Genomic DNA, 15,020 nt, shown 5'->3' on the forward strand with positions numbered 1-15,020 from the left:
CCACGATCGCGGCATGACCACCGATGAGGAGCACATCCGGCCCGAAGGCGTCGACGACCTCACCGTCGAGGCGCTCGGCACGATCAGTGAGGCACTCGAAGCGATCGAGATCGCCCGCGGCCATCTGTACGCGCTGCATCGCATCACCGGCACGGCCGACCTCACCCTCGGCAAAGGTGTCCAGCAGCTGCGCGAGGCCGGCCACACCGACCTGGCGGACACCTTCGAGCGCGAGCTCGTCGGACGCAACGTGCTCGACGGCAGGTGGACGTTCCAGATCGTCGAGGAGTACGACGACGGCTACTACGCCACCTTCAAGCGGCTCGAGAAGGAGGCACGCGACACTCTCGTCGAGGGCAAGCGACACCTCTACGAGTCGGAGATGAAGGAAGCCCGCCGCACCCAGGGCCGGCACGGCCACGAGCGCCAGCCCGAGCCAGGGGCTTGAGCCGGTCGGTCGTGTCGTCCTCGTAGCGCGAGGACACGGCCCAAGCGGTTACTCGGCGGCGGCGAGCTGGCCGCAGGCGCCGTCGATCTCGCGGCCGCGGGTGTCGCGGACAGTGGTGGAGATGCCCTTGGCCTCGAGGCGGCGTACGAACTCACGCTCGTCGGCCGGGTCGGAGGCGGTCCACTTCGAGCCAGGGGTCGGGTTGAGCGGGATCAGGTTGACGTGGACCCAGCCCCAGTCGCCGTAGCCGTTCAGGACGTCGGCGAGGAGGTCGGCGCGCCAGGCCTGGTCGTTGATGCCGCGCATCATCGCGTACTCGATGGAGACGCGGCGCTTCGTGACGCGGGCGTAGTTCCAGGCGGCCTCGACGGTCTCGGCGACCGAGAAGCGGGTGTTGATCGGGACCAGCTCGTTGCGCAGCTCGTCGTCGGGGGCGTGCAGCGAGAGGGCGAGGGTGACCGGGATGCCCTCCTCGGTGAGCTGCTTGATCCGGGGCACGAGGCCGACGGTCGAGACGGTCACGTGGCGGGCTGAGAGGCCGAGGCCCTCGGGCGCGGGCGAGGTGAGGCGGCGTACGGCACCCATGAGCGCCTTGTAGTTGGCCATCGGCTCCCCCATGCCCATGAAGACCACGTTGGAGAGGCGGCCGGGGCCGCCGGGGATCTCGCCGCTGGCCATCTGCCGGGCCGCGACGACGACCTGGTGGACGATCTCGGCGGTCGACATGTTGCGCTCGAGGCCGCCCTGGCCTGTGGCGCAGAACGGGCAGGCCATGCCACAGCCGGCCTGGGAGGAGATGCAGACGGTGGCGCGGTCGGTGTAGCGCATCAGCACCGACTCGACCAGGGCACCGTCGAAGAGCTTCCACAGGGTCTTGCGGGTGGTGCCCTTGTCGGCCTCCTGCTGACGGATCGGCGCCATCAGGTCGGGCAGGAACGTGTTGACGAGCTCTTCGCGCTGATTTGCCGGAAGATCGGTCATCTTGGCCGGGTCGTCGACCAGCCGCTCGAAGTAGTGCACCGAGAGCTGCTTGGCGCGGAAGCCCGGCAGCCCGGCCTCCTTCGCCGCGTCCTGGCGGCCGGCCAGGTCGAGGTCGGCCAGGTGGCGCGGCGGCTTTCCGCGACCCTTGGGCGGCGCCATCACCAACGGCAGGCGACGCCCCTCCATCGCGGCGGCCTCTGCCTCGGGGCTGTGCGGGGCAGGTACGGTCACGGGGTCGGGCTCGGTCACGCCTCCAGTGTCCCACCGGGGTGCGGCGTACGGCGAAACCTCGATCCGGCCGGCCCGCTCAGCCCGTCTTGAGCAGGATCCAGAACACCAGCGCGCCGACGCCGACCACGACCAGCACGGTCAGGATGATTCCCAGCCAGACGAACTGGGCCAGGCGGCGGGTCTTGCGCGGGACGAGCAGGGCCAGCGGCACGAGCAGGGTCAGTGCCACCCAGGGAAACAGCTCTTCGGCCCGCTCCTGCCCGACCATCCATGCCAGGAGGGCGCCCCAGGTGCCGGGCACCAGGATCGCGTACGCCAGGCCGAGATAGAACCCGACCAGGGCTGCCACGGTCGGGTGCGAGTCGTGGAGCCACGCCCACAGCCCACCGGACCCCGAGGACTCCTCCTCCGGGCCGTGATCAGCCTCGACGTCTGGATCGGGGTCCACGTCGAGGTCCGCGGGACGCTGGGTCACCCTTCAACCGTAGCGCCGAACCCAGCCTGTCTTTGGTAAAGAATCGCTGCCGTGGCGAACTCGGGGAATCCGCGGTCAGGCGTCGACGGTGATCACGTCGGGGAGGCCGAGGTCTCGCCACCGGGCGAGATCCGGGGCCGCGCCGGTGAGCTCGCTCGCCACGAGAGTCCATGCGGTGCCGTGACCGACGAGCACGACGTCCTCGCCGGCGTGGGCCGAGAGGATCCCGGACACGGCTTTGGTCACGCGGGCCCAACACTCCTCGAGCGGCTCCCAGCCGTCGTACGCAGGCACGGTCGGCTCCGGGAAGGCACGCTCGACCGTGGCGTCGAAGTCATCGACCCAGGCCGCACCACGGCGGTGCTCACGCAGCGCGTCGACCACGCCGACCTCACCATCGGTGAGCAGCTGGGCGGTCTGTTGCGCCTTGGGCTCGGGCGAGGAGTACCACGCGGCACCGGCCGGGAGGCGGTCACGCAGGGCCCAGACGTCGTCGAACCCGGCCGGGTCGAGCTCCCAGTGCTCCGCGGCGACGCCGCGGACCTGGACGGGTCGGCCGTGGCGTACGAGATGGAGCATCAGAAGACGCGCCCTCAGAAAACCGCGTAGTGGAGGATCAGCCAGACCGGGGCGACGGTCGCCAGGAGCGAGTCGAGGCGGTCCATCAGGCCGCCGTGGCCGGGGATGATCTGGCTCATGTCCTTGATGCCGAGGTCGCGCTTGATCACCGACTCGACCAGGTCGCCGAGGACGGCCATCACGCAGGCGACCACGCCGAGCGCGACACCGACCCACCAGGACCCGTCGAGCAGCCACACGACCAGGCCGACGCCGGTCGCGACGGTGAAGACCACCGAGCCGATGAAGCCCTCCCAGGACTTCTTCGGGGAGATCACCGGCGCCATCGGGTGCCTGCCGAAGAGGACCCCGGCGACGTAGCCACCGATGTCGGACATGATCGTGAGCAGGACCCAGACGATGATGCCGCGTACGCCGTCGTCCGAGAGGCCGCCCGAGGTCCAGCCGCCGCCCTCGCCGAGCATGAGGGCGACGAAGGATCCCAGGAACGGCAGGTAGAACAGGGTGAGGACGGCTGCCGCCGACGTACGCACGTAGCCGTCGACCCCACGACGCAGCACCCACAGCATGATCACCAGGGCGGTGACCGCCGTGGCCGTGACCAGCGCGTCGGCACCCAGGAAGTAGGCGACCAGGACCATCACCGTGCCGCCGATCATCAGCGGCTGCTCGGGAACGTCCATGTCCTTGGCCATCAGGCCTCGGTGGAGCTCCCAGGTCGCGGCCACGACCGCGGCGACGACGATCAGCATGAACGCCGTCTTCACGAACATCAGGCTGAGCGCGATGGCCACCAGCAGGACGACGGCGGAGCCGATCGCCGCGGGCAGGTTGCGGCCGGCGCGGCCGTAGTCCTTCTTCGGTGGCTCGGAAGCTGACGGCGACGGCGGCGTCTGGCTCACAAGGGATTCCTTCATGCTCAGGTCCTTATCTGGTCGCGGTCCGAATCGCTCGTGGAACTCGACCGCGTACGGGTAGATCTCGACCCGCTTCGCTCGCTCGATCTCTTCGCGTTGTTGCCCTGCGACTTCGTCGCAGGGCAACAGGCTCAGACCTCGAGCAGCTCGGCTTCCTTGGACTTGAGCAGATCGTCGATCGCGTCGGTGTGCTTCTTGGTGAGGCTGTCGAGGCGCTTCTCGGCGCCGGTGACGTCGTCCTTGCTCGCCTCGCCGTCCTTCTCCAGCTTCTCCAGACCCTGCTTGGCCTTCTGGCGCACCTGGCGCACCGAGACGCGACCCTGCTCGGCCTTCTCCTTGGCGAGCTTGATGTATTCCTTGCGGCGCTCCTCGGTCAGCTCGGGGAAGACCGCGCGCAGGATCTTGCCGTCGTTGGACGGGTTGACGCCGAGGTCGGAGTCGCGGATCGCCTTCTCGACGTTGGCCATCGCGCCGATGTCGAACGGGGCGATGTTGATGATCCGCGGCTCGGGGCTGGTGAAGGAGGCGAGCTGCTGGATCGGCGTCGGGGTGCCGTAGTAGTCGACCAGGATCTTGTTGAACATCTGCGGGGTGGCCCGGCCGGCGCGGATGGTGGCGAAGTCCTCACGCGTTGAGTCCACCGACTTCGCCATCTTGCTGTCGGCCTCGTTGAGGATGTCGTTGATCACCAGATGCTCCTGTGCGCTCGAAAGTGTTGTGGGTGTGGGGTGGCGTGTGGCTCGCGCCGCTCAGCCGGCGGTGACGAGCGTACCGATCTTCTCACCCTGGACGATGCGGTAGATCGCGCCCTCGTCCTCCGCGCCGTAGACCACGATCGGCATCTTGTTCTCCATGCAGAGGGCGAACGCGGTGGCGTCGGCGATCTTGAGCTGCTTCTGCAGCGCCTCGCCGAAGGTGAGCTCATCGTACTTCGTCGCCGTCGGGTCCTTCTTCGGGTCGGCGGTGTAGATGCCGTCGACGCCGTTCTTGGCCATCAGGACGACCTCGGCGTGGACCTCCAGGGCCCGCTGGGCGGCGACGGTGTCGGTGGAGAAGAAGGGCATCCCGGAGCCGGCGCCGAAGATCACGACCCGACCCTTCTCGAGGTGGCGCATGGCCTTGCGCGGGATGTAGGGCTCGGCGACCTGGCCCATCGTGATCGCGGTCTGCACCCGGGTGTCGACGCCCTCCTTCTCGAGGAAGTCCTGCAGCGCGAGGCAGTTCATGACCGTGCCGAGCATGCCCATGTAGTCGGCGCGGGACCGGTCCATGCCGGCCTGCTGCAGCTCGGCGCCGCGGAAGAAGTTGCCGCCACCGACGACGATCGCGATCTGCACGCCGGAGGCGGCGACGGCGGCGATCTCCTTGGCGATCGAGGCGACCACGATGGGGTCGACGCCGACCTCGCCACCGCCGAAGTTCTCTCCGGACAGCTTGATCAGGATGCGCTGGTAGCGGGTCATGCCGTGGCCTTTCCTCGGGCGACGTCGTGCGGGGTGGTGCAGGTGGGGATGGCGTGCGAAAGGGCCGGTCCGATGATCACCATTCGGTTCATCGGACCGGCCCTTTCGTCGTACGTTGCTGCTTAACCTAACTGATCACGCCTCGCGGCGCGGGGATCAGGCTCGGTTCAGGCGCCGACGTCGAAGCGGGCGAACTGCTTCACCTGCGTGTTGGCGGCGTCGAGGACCTGCTTGACGGACTTCTTCGACTCGAAGACCGACTCCTGGTCGAGCAGGACGATCTCCTTGAAGAACGCCTTGATCCGACCCTCGACGATCTTGGCGACGGCAGCCTCGGGCTTGCCCTCCTCAAGCGTCTTCTTGGTGAGGACGTCCTTCTCGGCCTCGACCACGTCGGCCGGGACCTCGTCGGAGGTGAGGTACTGCGCCTTGAGCGCGGCAGCCTGCTGGGCGGCCTGCTTGGCAGCCGCCTCGTCGCCCTCGTAGGCGACCAGGACGCCGAGGCTCGGCGGCAGGTCGGAGGCCTTCTTGTGCAGGTAGACCGTGGTCTCACCCTCGAAGTAGGCGACCTGGCCGAGCTCGATCTTCTCGCCGATGGTGCGGGCGAGCTCCTCGACGGTCTCACCGACGGTCTTGTCGCCGAGCGAGACGGCCTTGAGGGCCTCGAGGTCGTTGATCTTGTTGGCGTTGGCGGCGTCGGCGATCTGCTGAGCAGCAGCGACGAAGCCCTCGTTCTTGGCGACGAAGTCGGTCTCCGAGAGGAGGCTGACCAGCGCGTTGCCCGAGGCGGCGACGAGGCCGGCCGAGGTGGTGCGCTCCGCGGCGCGGGCGGCGGCCTTGGCCGTGCCCTTGACGCGAAGGATCTCGACAGCCTTGTCGAAGTTGCCGTCAGCCTCGTCGAGCGCCTTCTTGCAGTCCATCATGCCGGCCTGGGTCAGCTCACGGAGCTTCTTGACGTCGGCAGCGGTGTAAGCCATGTGTGTCTTCCTCTGACTTGTTATGTGGCTCTTAAGTGGACGATGAGGCTCAGGCCTCGGCCGGGGCCTCGGGGGTCTCGGCGGGGGTCTCCTCGGCGGCCTCGGCAGCCGGGGTCTCCTCGACCTTGGCCTCCTCGGCGGCCGGGGTCGCGAGAAGCTCGCGCTCCCACTCGGCCAGGGGCTCCTCGGCGGTGGCGCCCTCGGTGCCCTCGGTCTTGCCACCGGAGCGGGCGATGAGGCCCTCGGCGACGGCGTCGGCGACCACGCGGGTCAGCAGGCCGACCGCGCGGATGGCGTCGTCGTTGCCCGGGATCGGGAAGTCGACCTCGTCGGGGTCGCAGTTGGTGTCCAGGATGCCGACGATCGGGATCCGGAGCTTGCGCGCCTCCTCGACGGCGAGGTGCTCCTTCTTGGTGTCGACGATCCACACGGCGGACGGGGTGCGACCCATCTCGCGGATGCCGCCCAGGGTCTTCTCGAGCTTGTCGCGCTCCCGCTTCATCTGCAGGAGCTCCTTCTTCGTGCGGCCCGAGCCGGCGACGTCGTCGAAGTTGACCTCGTCGAGCTCCTTGAGGCGGTTGATCCGCTGGTGCACGGTCTGGAAGTTGGTGAGCATGCCGCCCAGCCAGCGCTGGTTGACGTAGGGCATCCCGACGCGCGTCGCCTGCTCGGCGATGGCCTCCTGGGCCTGCTTCTTGGTGCCCACGAACATGATCGTGCCGCCCTTGGCCACGGTCTCCTTGATGAAGGCGTAGCTGCGGTCGATGTAGGCCAGCGACTGCTGCAGGTCGATGATGTAGATGCCGTTGCGGTCCGTGAGGATGAACCGCTTCATCTTCGGGTTCCAGCGACGGGTCTGGTGTCCGAAGTGGACGCCGCTCTCGAGGAGCTGGCGCATGGTCACGACTGCCATGATGTTTTTTTCTCCTAGGTGGTGGCCCGCGTGTGCACCGCTGGTGGCTCGACCTTGCGTTTCTCGAGGTCGGGCGGGTGTTGGCGCGAGCCGGTCGGTTTTCAGTTTCGCGCCCATCGGTGGTGATGGGCCCTGACGTCTGCACGCGGTCCGACCTGAGCGGGATGCTCGGGACTGAGGGCCGCGCCCGCGGGCGACCGGCGTCTCGGAGCGAGGCACCGTCGCGGTCTGCTGGCGTGCGAAGTCAGCCCACAGGGGGCTGCCGGTCCAAGACTAGCCGCCGACGGGGGTCCCAAGCCAATCCCGCGCCGCCGACTCCTTCACGGGCCGGTCGGTGTCCACAGGGGTATCTCGGGACGGGGTTATCCACAGGACGTACGCAGCTCGTTGTACGGGTCCTCGATCCGGGGTTGTCTGCTCGTCATGACCTCGTTCTGCCTCTCCGACCGGGCCCGCGCCCTCGTCGCGGCCCTGTTCCTCGTCGTCCTCATCGCCCCAGCAGACCCAGCCCTCGCATCGCCACGTGCCGAGGTGGCGCCGTCCGGCGCCTCGCTGGGTGGGGCTGGGGGTCTCGACGAGGGTCCGAGTCCGGTCGGAGGCCCTGACGAGGTCCCTCAGGGCGAATGGCCGCTGGCTCCCCGGCCGGAGGTGGTCCGTCGCTTCGACCCGCCGGACGCTCCGTGGGGTGCCGGGCATCGCGGCGTGGACCTGGCCGGCTCCCCCGGCGCGGTCGTTCGCTCCGCGATGGCCGGGACCGTCGGGTTCGTCGGGGTGATCGCGGGCAAGCCGGTCGTGAGCGTCGACCACGGCGCCACCCGGACCACCTATGAGCCGGTGGTCGCGACCGTCGCCGAAGGTGACCCGGTCGCGGCCGGTGCTCCTCTCGGCCGGCTCGGCATCGCCGGCTCCCACTGCTTCCCCGCCGCCTGTCTGCACTGGGGCTGGATCCGCAACGCCGACGACGTCTACCTCGACCCGCTGCTGCTCGTCGACGCACCACGTCCGGTCAGGCTCCTCCCCCTCTGGCGCGGCGACCCGGTCCGGTAGACGCGCTCGCGAATCGGTAGTTGTGGCGGCCGAGAAGTGAGTTGTGGGCGACGAAACTCGAGTTTCGTCGCCCACAACTCACTTCTCGGGCGCCATTTCTGCAATCTCGGCCGCCATTTCTGACGTCTCGGCCGACGCGGCTGACGCCTCGGCAGGTCAGGCGCGGGGGTGGGCCTGGCGGTAGGCCTTGCGGAGCCGGTCGCTGCTGACGTGGGTGTAGATCTGGGTGGTCGCGAGGCTGGCGTGGCCGAGGAGCTCTTGGACCGAGCGGAGGTCGGCGCCACCCTCGAGGAGGTGGGTGGCGGTGCTGTGGCGCAGTCCGTGGGGACCGAGGTCGGGGGCGCCGGGGACATCGGTGAGGCGGCGGTGGACGAGGGTGCGTACGGCGCGCTGGTCGAGGCGGCCGCCACGTGCCCCGAGGAACAGGGCGGGACCGGAGTGCTCGGTGACCAGCTGAGGGCGGCCTCGGACGATCCAGCGGTCCAGTGCCCGCGCCGCGGGGCCACCGAAGGGCACCATCCGCTCCTTGCGGCCCTTGCCGAGCACACGAACGACGCGGCGCTCGTAGTCGACGTCGTCCAGGTCGAGGCCGACGAGCTCGCCGACCCGGGAGCCGGTCGCGTAGAGCATCTCCAGCACCGCGATGTCGCGCATCCCGACCGCGGTGCCGTCCTCGGCGGCCGCGATCGCGGCGGCGATGAGGGACTCGACCTCGTCGGGGCGCAGTACGGGCGGAAGGGTGCGATGCGCCTTGGGTGAGCCGAGTGCGGCGCCGGCGTCGACCTGCGCCCGGCCGGTCCGAACGAGCCAACCGCAGAAGACGCGGGCCGCGGTGGCCCTCCGGGCCAGCGTCGTACGCGAGTGGCCGGTCGTCTGCTGCTTGGCCAGCCAGCTGCGCAGCGTGCGCAGGTCGATCGCCTCCGGATCGGTGCGGCCCATGCGGCCGGCGTGATCGAGCAGACTGCGGATGTCGCCCAGGTAGGCCCGGACCGTGTGGTCGGACAGGCCGCGCTCGGCGCTCAGGTGTCGTTCGTAGTCGCCCAGGAGCGCGGCGTAGGCCTCGGAGAGCTCCGCGTCCGCGGACCCGCCCTCCGCCTCTGCCTCCGGATCAGCGCTCACCCGAGCCAGGATAGTTCTTGACGTTCGGGTCAGGTGCGAGCCGCGCCCGGGGCCAGCTGCCACCCCTCGGGGAACCGCTCGGCGAGGCCGAGCGCCTCGAGTCGGGACAGGGCGGTGCCGGCGGTCTTCGGGTGCAGGCAGGCCGACCTCGCGATGTCGAGCTGTGAGGACGGGCTGCTCACCGGGACGGCGTCGAGGACCTGCTTCTCGACGGAGGTGAGGGCGTCACGCCGGCGGACGGGGCCGCGGGGTTCGACCGGGAGGGCTTCACCCATGTCGCCGACGAGTTCGCGTACGTCGAGACCGTCGGTCACGAGGACACCTCTGCCGCTGCGTACGAGCTCGTGGGTGCCGACCGAGGTCATCGCCCCGACCTGACCGGGCACCGCCATCACGGGGGTGTTGATGCTGTAGGCCCAGTGGGAGGTGTTGAGGGAGCCGCTGCGTGCCGCCGCCTCGACGACGACGGTGCCCCGGGCGAGGGCGGCGATGATCCGGTTGCGGGAGAGGAATCGATAGCGAGTGACCGGGAACCCGGGCGCGATCTCGGAGATCACCGCGCCGCTCTCGGCGATCGCATCCAGCAGACGTCGGTTGCGCAGCGGGTAGGGAACGTCGACACCGCCCGCGAGCACCGCGACGGTGCTCCCCGGCGGACCGGTGAGCGCGCCTCGGTGTGCGGCGGCGTCGATGCCGACGGCGGCCCCCGAGACGGTCACGAAGTCGTTGACCGCGAGGTCCGCGGCGATCCGCGCTGCGGCGTCGGCCCCGTAGGCGGTCGCGTCCCGAGACCCGACGACTGCGACCGAGCGGTCGAGATCGCTGAGCAGGAGCGGTCCCCGGACCCACAGGCCCAGTGGCGTGCCGGTGCGGTGCTGGAGCGGCTCCAGCCCGGCGAGCCGCTCGACCTGGGTCGGCCACTCCTCGTCGCCGGGGATGACGTAGCGGAAGCCGGCGTTGGTCGCCCGCTCCAGATCGCGGTCGGGGTGGATCTGGGACAGCCGCAGCCTCGCCTCGAGCCCGTCGTCACCGAGCTCTGGATCCTCCTCGGCGAAGCGCCGGTAGACGTCGGTCGCGGTGGATCCCACCATGCAGGTGTCGAGCAGCGGGTGGCCGGGCTCGATCAGCTGGGTCAGCGCGATCCTGGCCAGACGCTCGCGCTCGAGGTCGGTGATGGTCGGGGCGACGGGTGCGGCGGTCATGCGGACCTCCCCTCGAACGCCGAGACGGTGAGCGAGCCACCGCCGCGCAGCGCGAGCGCCGTCTCGGTCTCGGTGACGCCCGGCCAGTCGACCCCGGCGAGGTCGGCCACCGTCCATGCGAGGCGGTGCACGCGCACCGCGCCGCGACGGGTCAGGGCACCGGAGAAGATTCGCGAGTCGATGAGCGCCTCGGCCGCCGGTGGCAGCGGCCAGTGATCGCGCAGCGCGATCCCGCTGGCCTGTCCGTTGAGCCGCCACCCGAAGTCGGCGTAGCGCTCGCGCTGGCGGCGCCTGGCGGCGGTGACCCGTTCACGGATGTCGGCACTGGTCTCCGATCCCCAGGGATCGTGGTTCTGCTCGGACATCGGCCGCAGCGTGCGGATGATGTCGATGCGGTCGGTGATCGGTCCGGAGACCTTGCGGTCGTAGGCCTGGCGCTCGTTGGACCGGCAGATGCAGCCGTCCTTGGTGACCGAGGCGTCGAAGTTCCCGCACGGGCACGGGTTGGCGGCGAGCACGACGAGCGCCCGCGCCGGGAGGGTCACCGACTCCTCCCCGCGGGACACGGTGATGTCGCCGCTCTCCAGCGGCTCGCGCAGGCACTCGATGACATCGCTCTTGAACAACGGGAACTCGTCGAGGAAGAGAACCCCCGCATGGGAGAGCGAGACCTGGCCCGGGCGGACCCGGCCACTGCCGCCGCCGACGATGCCGGGTTTCGAGGCGTCGTGGTGCGGAGCCGAGAAGGGCGGCCGGACCAGCAGGCCCCGGTCGACGTCGAGCACCCCGGCCAGGGACTGCACCGCCATCACCTCGAGGGACTCCTCGCGGGACAGGTCGGGCAGGATCGTCGGGATCCGCTCGGCGATCGACGTCTTCCCGCATCCCTTGGGTCCCTTGAGCAGCAGGTGGTGTCCGCCGGCAGCGGCGACCTCGACGGCGTAACGGGTCTCGGGCATGCCACGGAGGTCGGACATGTCCATGTCGTCCAGCCTCCGGTCGCCCCGCCAGCCGAGCAGGCTGCCGCCGGTGCCGGTAGCCACCGGCGGCGCGTCGGGCACCGGCTCACCGCGCAGCTCTGCGACCACCTGGCCGAGAGAGCGGAACCCGAGGATCTCCATCCCCGGCACCATCCGCGCCTCGGCCACCTGCGGCTCCGGGACCACCACCCGGGCGATCCCGGCGTGAGAGGCGGCGAGCACCATCGGGAGCACCCCGGAGGTCGGCCGCAGCCCGCCGTCCAGCGCGAGCTCGCCGATGAAGACCGTACCTTCCAGCCCGATCGTCTCGATCTCGCCGCCGGCCGCGAGGATCGCCAACGCCATCGCCAGGTCGTAGTGCGAGCCGCCTTTGCGCAGGTCGGCCGGCGAGAGCAGCACGGTGATCCGCTTGGTCGCCGGCCAGTCGAGGTCGGAGTTGATGATCGCCATCCGCACCCGGTCGCGCCCCTCGGCCAGCACACTGTCGGCGCGGCCGACCAGCGTTACGCCCACCAGCCCGGGCGAGACATCGGCCTGCACGTCGACGAGGTGACCGACCGCGCCGCGGAGCGCGACGCCATGAGCTCGTGCGTATCCCATCACAGACCCCTGACGTGCTCGACCAGCGCCGATCCGCGGGGCGCATGCATCACCGCGACGAGGTCGATCCGGATCCCCGGAGCCCGCACGTCGTGCTGCTGCAGCCAGGTGATCGCCAGCCTCTTCAGCCGGTCGAGCTTCGTCTTGTCGACCGCCTCGTGCGGGGTGCCGCAGCCGTCATGGCTGCGGGTCTTCACCTCGCAGACGACCAGGGTGTCGCCCTCGCGGAGGACCAGGTCGATCTCTCCGTCGTCGCACCGCCAGTTGCGGTCGAGCAGCGTCATGCCCGCCTCGACCAGATGCCTCTCGGCGACCGCTTCGCCGTAGTTTCCCAGCGCGATCCGCGCCGGTGCCGTTGAACTCATCGTGGACCTCCTGCCCTTCGGCTTCGAGGTCCAGACTCATCGCGAGCACCGACAATCCGGGCTGGTTCCGGAGCGCCTGGGGATAACCCCGGATCGAGATCGCCCTGTGGACAGCAACTGGCCCGCAGAGCCGGGCACGGTCAGTCCAGCGGCTGGTCGATGTCGGTCGGGTTGAGCGTCTCGACGTTGACGTCCTTGAAGGTGAGCACCTTGACCGCCTTCGCGAACCGCGCTGGCCGATACATGTCCCACACCCAGACGTCGTTCATCGAGACCTCGAAGTAGACGTCCCCCGAGTCAGTACGTGCCCGGACGTCGACCTGGTTGCACAGGTAGAACCGACGATCGGTCTCGACGACGTACTTGAAGATGCCGACCACGTCGCGATACTCGCGGTAGAGGGTCAGCTCCATCTCGGTCTCGTACTTCTCGAGATCCTCCGCGCTCATGTTCAGGACTCTAGAGCCAACACCGGCGAAGTGCCGGGAAGACTCCACGAGCGGCGGTGATATGCCGAGGGTCCGAGGCGCTCGAGCGCGGCGATGTGGGCGGGCGCGGAGTAGCCCTTGTTGTCGGCCCACGCGTAGTCGGGGTACTCCTCGTGCAGCGCGACCATCAGCGCGTCGCGCGAGGTCTTCGCCAGGATCGAGGCGGCAGCGACGGCGGCACACTTCATGTCGGCCTTGATCATCGTCGTCACCGGCGGCACCTCGATCTCCTCCACCATCGCCGAGACCTCACCGAAGAGGCCCTCCTGCGCGGGCGGGGTCAGATAGTTGTGGTTGCCGTCGAGCAGCAGCGCGTCGGGACGTACGTCCAAGGCACTCAACGCTCGCTGACCGGCCAGCCGCATCGCGGCCATGATCCCGACCTCGTCGATCTCCGAGGCCAGCGCGTGCCCGACGGCCGAGTCGACGGCCCAGCGGCGCACCTTCGGCGCGAGCGTCTCGCGAGCCTCGGGCGTGAGCAGCTTGGAGTCGCGTACGCCCTGGGGTGCTGTGCGCGTCGCCGCGGAGATCACCACGATCCCGATCGAGACCGGGCCGCAGAGCGCGCCGCGGCCCACCTCGTCGACGGCACCGAGATGGGTGATGCCGTCGCGCAGCATGGACCGCTCGACACGCAGACTGGGCGCAGTGCTCACTGTGACGGCACGCCCTCGAAGCTCTCGGGCCGGTGGATCCACTTCGCCCGGTCGATCGGCCAGCCCAGGGCGACGACCTTGCCGACCACGTTGTCCTCCGGCACCCACGGGACCAGGGCGCAGTCGGTCTCGTTGGCCGTGCACATGTGCACGGTCGAGTCGGCCGAGTTGGCCCGGTTGTCGCCCATCACGAACAGCGAGCCCTCGGGCACCGGACCGACCTCCCAGTGGCGGTTGCCGGGCATCGGCCCGAAGCACTCGCCCTCCTTGTTGGGGCGGCCGCACTTGGTCTCGGAGGGCCGGGCGTACGGCTCGTCGATCGGCACGCCGTTGACGATCAGCCTGCCCTGCTTGTCGCAGCACTCGATGACGTCGCCGGGGACCCCGATGACGCGCTTCACCAGGTGGCCGCCCTCGGGGTAGAGACCGATGATCGCCAGGCCCTTGCCGAGCAGGTTGTCCGGACCGCTGGATTCGTCGACACCGAGCCAGGAGCCCGGGTCGGAGAAGACCACGACGTCACCGCGCTGGGGCGTTCCGGCGAACCAGTAGGACGGCTTCTCCACCAGCACCCGGTCGTCGGTGGCCACCGACGGGCCGCCCTGCAGACCCGGCTCCATCGACTCCGAGGGGATGTAGAAGGCCTGCACGAACAGGGCCTTCACCACGACCGCCACCAGGACGGCCAGCACGACCAGGACGATGCCCTCCTGCCAGGCCGACAGGCGCGGCTTGTGCTCCTCCTCGTGGCCCGGAGCCTGGCCCGGAGCATGGCGCGGGCCGTGGCCGGCACCCGGGCCGGCGCCCGGGCCGTTGCCCGGGTGGCGCCCCGGACCCGGCTGCTGGGGGGTCCAGCGCGGCGCCTGGGAGGAAGACGAGAACGACCGCGATCCCCCCATGTCGGGCCCGTCCCAGCGGGCCTGGGGCCCGACGCCGACGGAAGGATCGCGGTCGTTCGAAGTCACGCGGTGAGTCTAGAGAGTTCCTCCACAACGAGCCTCATCGACTCGCAATGCTCAGGAAACCCTCAGACCTCCGAGGCTCACGCCTCGGCCTGGGGCAGATCGGGCGTCGCTTCGCTCCGCCGATCAAGCCCCAGCCGCTCACGCCTCGCGGCGCTCCTTGATCTTCGCCTTCTTGCCGCGCAGGTTGCGCAGGTAGTAGAGCTTCGCGCGACGGACGTCACCGCGGGTGACGACCTCGATCTGCTCGAAGATCGGGGAGTGCAGCGGGAAGGTGCGCTCGACACCCACGCCGAAGGAGACCTTGCGGACGGTGAAGGTGCGGCCGATGCCGGAACCGTGGATGCGGATCACGACGCCCTGGAACACCTGGACGCGGGACCGGTTGCCCTCGACGACCTTGACGTGCACCTTGACGGTGTCGCCGGCGCGGAACTCCGGCAGGTCGTCGCGCTTGGAGGCGTTGCCGACCTCAGCGAGTACGTTGCTCATCATCTCTCCTCACGCTCGCCACAGGCCGATCGCGGTCATCCATGCCCTGGTCAGGGCGATCTTTGGCGGTGGTCCAGACGCGCTGGCCGGCGGCGCACGGTTCCCCCTGTGGCAGGAGCCCGTCG

General features: G+C 69.7%; 18 protein-coding genes. 2 read left to right on the forward strand and 16 right to left on the reverse strand.

What is annotated here, in order from left to right; translation table 11 throughout:
* Positions 1-13 precede the first annotated feature (13 nt).
* Positions 14-448, forward strand: coding sequence for a hypothetical protein (locus HD557_RS17415; protein WP_196874784.1), 435 nt, complete (start codon positions 14-16; stop codon positions 446-448).
* 48 nt (positions 449-496) lie between these two features.
* On the opposite strand, the gene rlmN is transcribed toward HD557_RS17415, so the two are convergent.
* From rlmN to rpsB, 8 genes are all read right to left on the reverse strand, one after another.
* Entirely contained in the window at positions 497-1,615 is a 1,119-nt protein-coding gene (gene rlmN / locus HD557_RS17420; RefSeq protein ID WP_196876462.1) for a 23S rRNA (adenine(2503)-C(2))-methyltransferase RlmN, read from the reverse strand.
* 121 nt (positions 1,616-1,736) lie between these two features.
* Complete coding sequence (locus tag HD557_RS17425; RefSeq protein ID WP_008363290.1) at positions 1,737-2,135, reverse strand: hypothetical protein; 399 nt, start codon at positions 2,133-2,135, stop codon at positions 1,737-1,739.
* A gap of 75 nt (positions 2,136-2,210) precedes the next feature.
* The gene (locus HD557_RS17430) at positions 2,211-2,714 is read right to left on the reverse strand and encodes a histidine phosphatase family protein (RefSeq protein ID WP_196874785.1); all 504 of its coding nucleotides are present in this window, start codon (positions 2,712-2,714) and stop codon (positions 2,211-2,213) included.
* Positions 2,715-2,728: 14 nt separating this feature from the next.
* Positions 2,729-3,631, reverse strand: a complete 903-nt coding sequence (locus tag HD557_RS17435; protein WP_196874786.1) for a phosphatidate cytidylyltransferase — start codon at positions 3,629-3,631, stop codon at positions 2,729-2,731.
* 131 nt (positions 3,632-3,762) lie between these two features.
* Positions 3,763-4,317, reverse strand: a complete 555-nt coding sequence (gene frr / locus HD557_RS17440) for a ribosome recycling factor (RefSeq protein WP_196876463.1) — start codon at positions 4,315-4,317, stop codon at positions 3,763-3,765.
* Between the two features lie 63 nt (positions 4,318-4,380).
* The gene (gene pyrH / locus HD557_RS17445) at positions 4,381-5,094 is read right to left on the reverse strand and encodes a UMP kinase (RefSeq protein ID WP_008363298.1); all 714 of its coding nucleotides are present in this window, start codon (positions 5,092-5,094) and stop codon (positions 4,381-4,383) included.
* Between the two features lie 167 nt (positions 5,095-5,261).
* Positions 5,262-6,071 (reverse strand): translation elongation factor Ts, encoded by an 810-nt coding sequence (gene tsf, locus HD557_RS17450; protein WP_008363301.1) that lies wholly within the window; start codon positions 6,069-6,071, stop codon positions 5,262-5,264.
* 49 nt (positions 6,072-6,120) lie between these two features.
* On the reverse strand, positions 6,121-6,984 hold the full coding sequence (gene rpsB, locus HD557_RS17455) for a 30S ribosomal protein S2 (RefSeq protein ID WP_008363303.1): 864 nt from the start codon (positions 6,982-6,984) through the stop codon (positions 6,121-6,123).
* Positions 6,985-7,407: 423 nt separating this feature from the next.
* Here rpsB and HD557_RS17460 point away from each other — a divergent pair, with 423 nt between their 5' ends.
* A complete protein-coding gene (locus tag HD557_RS17460) occupies positions 7,408-8,031 on the forward strand; it encodes a peptidoglycan DD-metalloendopeptidase family protein (protein ID WP_196874787.1) in 624 nt (207 codons plus the stop codon).
* A 156-nt stretch (positions 8,032-8,187) separates the two neighbouring features.
* Here HD557_RS17460 and HD557_RS17465 read toward each other — a convergent pair whose 3' ends face one another.
* The 8 genes from HD557_RS17465 to rplS form a co-directional block, all read right to left on the reverse strand.
* On the reverse strand, positions 8,188-9,150 hold the full coding sequence (locus HD557_RS17465; protein WP_196874788.1) for a tyrosine recombinase XerC: 963 nt from the start codon (positions 9,148-9,150) through the stop codon (positions 8,188-8,190).
* Between the two features lie 29 nt (positions 9,151-9,179).
* Positions 9,180-10,352 carry a DNA-processing protein DprA gene (gene dprA, locus HD557_RS17470; protein ID WP_231380345.1) on the reverse strand — a complete coding sequence of 391 codons (1,173 nt, stop codon included), beginning with the start codon at positions 10,350-10,352 and terminating at the stop codon, positions 9,180-9,182.
* Positions 10,349-11,932, reverse strand: coding sequence for a YifB family Mg chelatase-like AAA ATPase (locus HD557_RS17475; protein ID WP_231380346.1), 1,584 nt, complete (start codon positions 11,930-11,932; stop codon positions 10,349-10,351). The genes dprA and HD557_RS17475 overlap by 4 nt, the downstream gene beginning before the upstream one ends.
* Entirely contained in the window at positions 11,932-12,297 is a 366-nt protein-coding gene (locus HD557_RS17480; protein WP_008363314.1) for a YraN family protein, read from the reverse strand. Before HD557_RS17480 ends, HD557_RS17475 begins: the two co-directional genes overlap by 1 nt.
* 140 nt (positions 12,298-12,437) lie before the next feature.
* Positions 12,438-12,746 (reverse strand): DUF2469 domain-containing protein, encoded by a 309-nt coding sequence (locus HD557_RS17485; RefSeq protein ID WP_045550889.1) that lies wholly within the window; start codon positions 12,744-12,746, stop codon positions 12,438-12,440.
* Positions 12,747-12,748: 2 nt separating this feature from the next.
* Positions 12,749-13,441, reverse strand: a complete 693-nt coding sequence (locus HD557_RS17490; protein WP_040757094.1) for a ribonuclease HII — start codon at positions 13,439-13,441, stop codon at positions 12,749-12,751.
* A complete protein-coding gene (gene lepB / locus HD557_RS17495; RefSeq protein ID WP_196874790.1) occupies positions 13,438-14,406 on the reverse strand; it encodes a signal peptidase I in 969 nt (322 codons plus the stop codon). The genes HD557_RS17490 and lepB overlap by 4 nt, the downstream gene beginning before the upstream one ends.
* Before the next feature lie 138 nt (positions 14,407-14,544).
* Positions 14,545-14,895, reverse strand: coding sequence for a 50S ribosomal protein L19 (rplS, locus tag HD557_RS17500; protein ID WP_008363321.1), 351 nt, complete (start codon positions 14,893-14,895; stop codon positions 14,545-14,547).
* Between the last annotated feature and the right edge of the window lie 125 nt (positions 14,896-15,020).

Origin of the sequence: Nocardioides luteus, from assembly GCF_015752315.1 — a bacterium.
Classification (GTDB): domain Bacteria; phylum Actinomycetota; class Actinomycetes; order Propionibacteriales; family Nocardioidaceae; genus Nocardioides.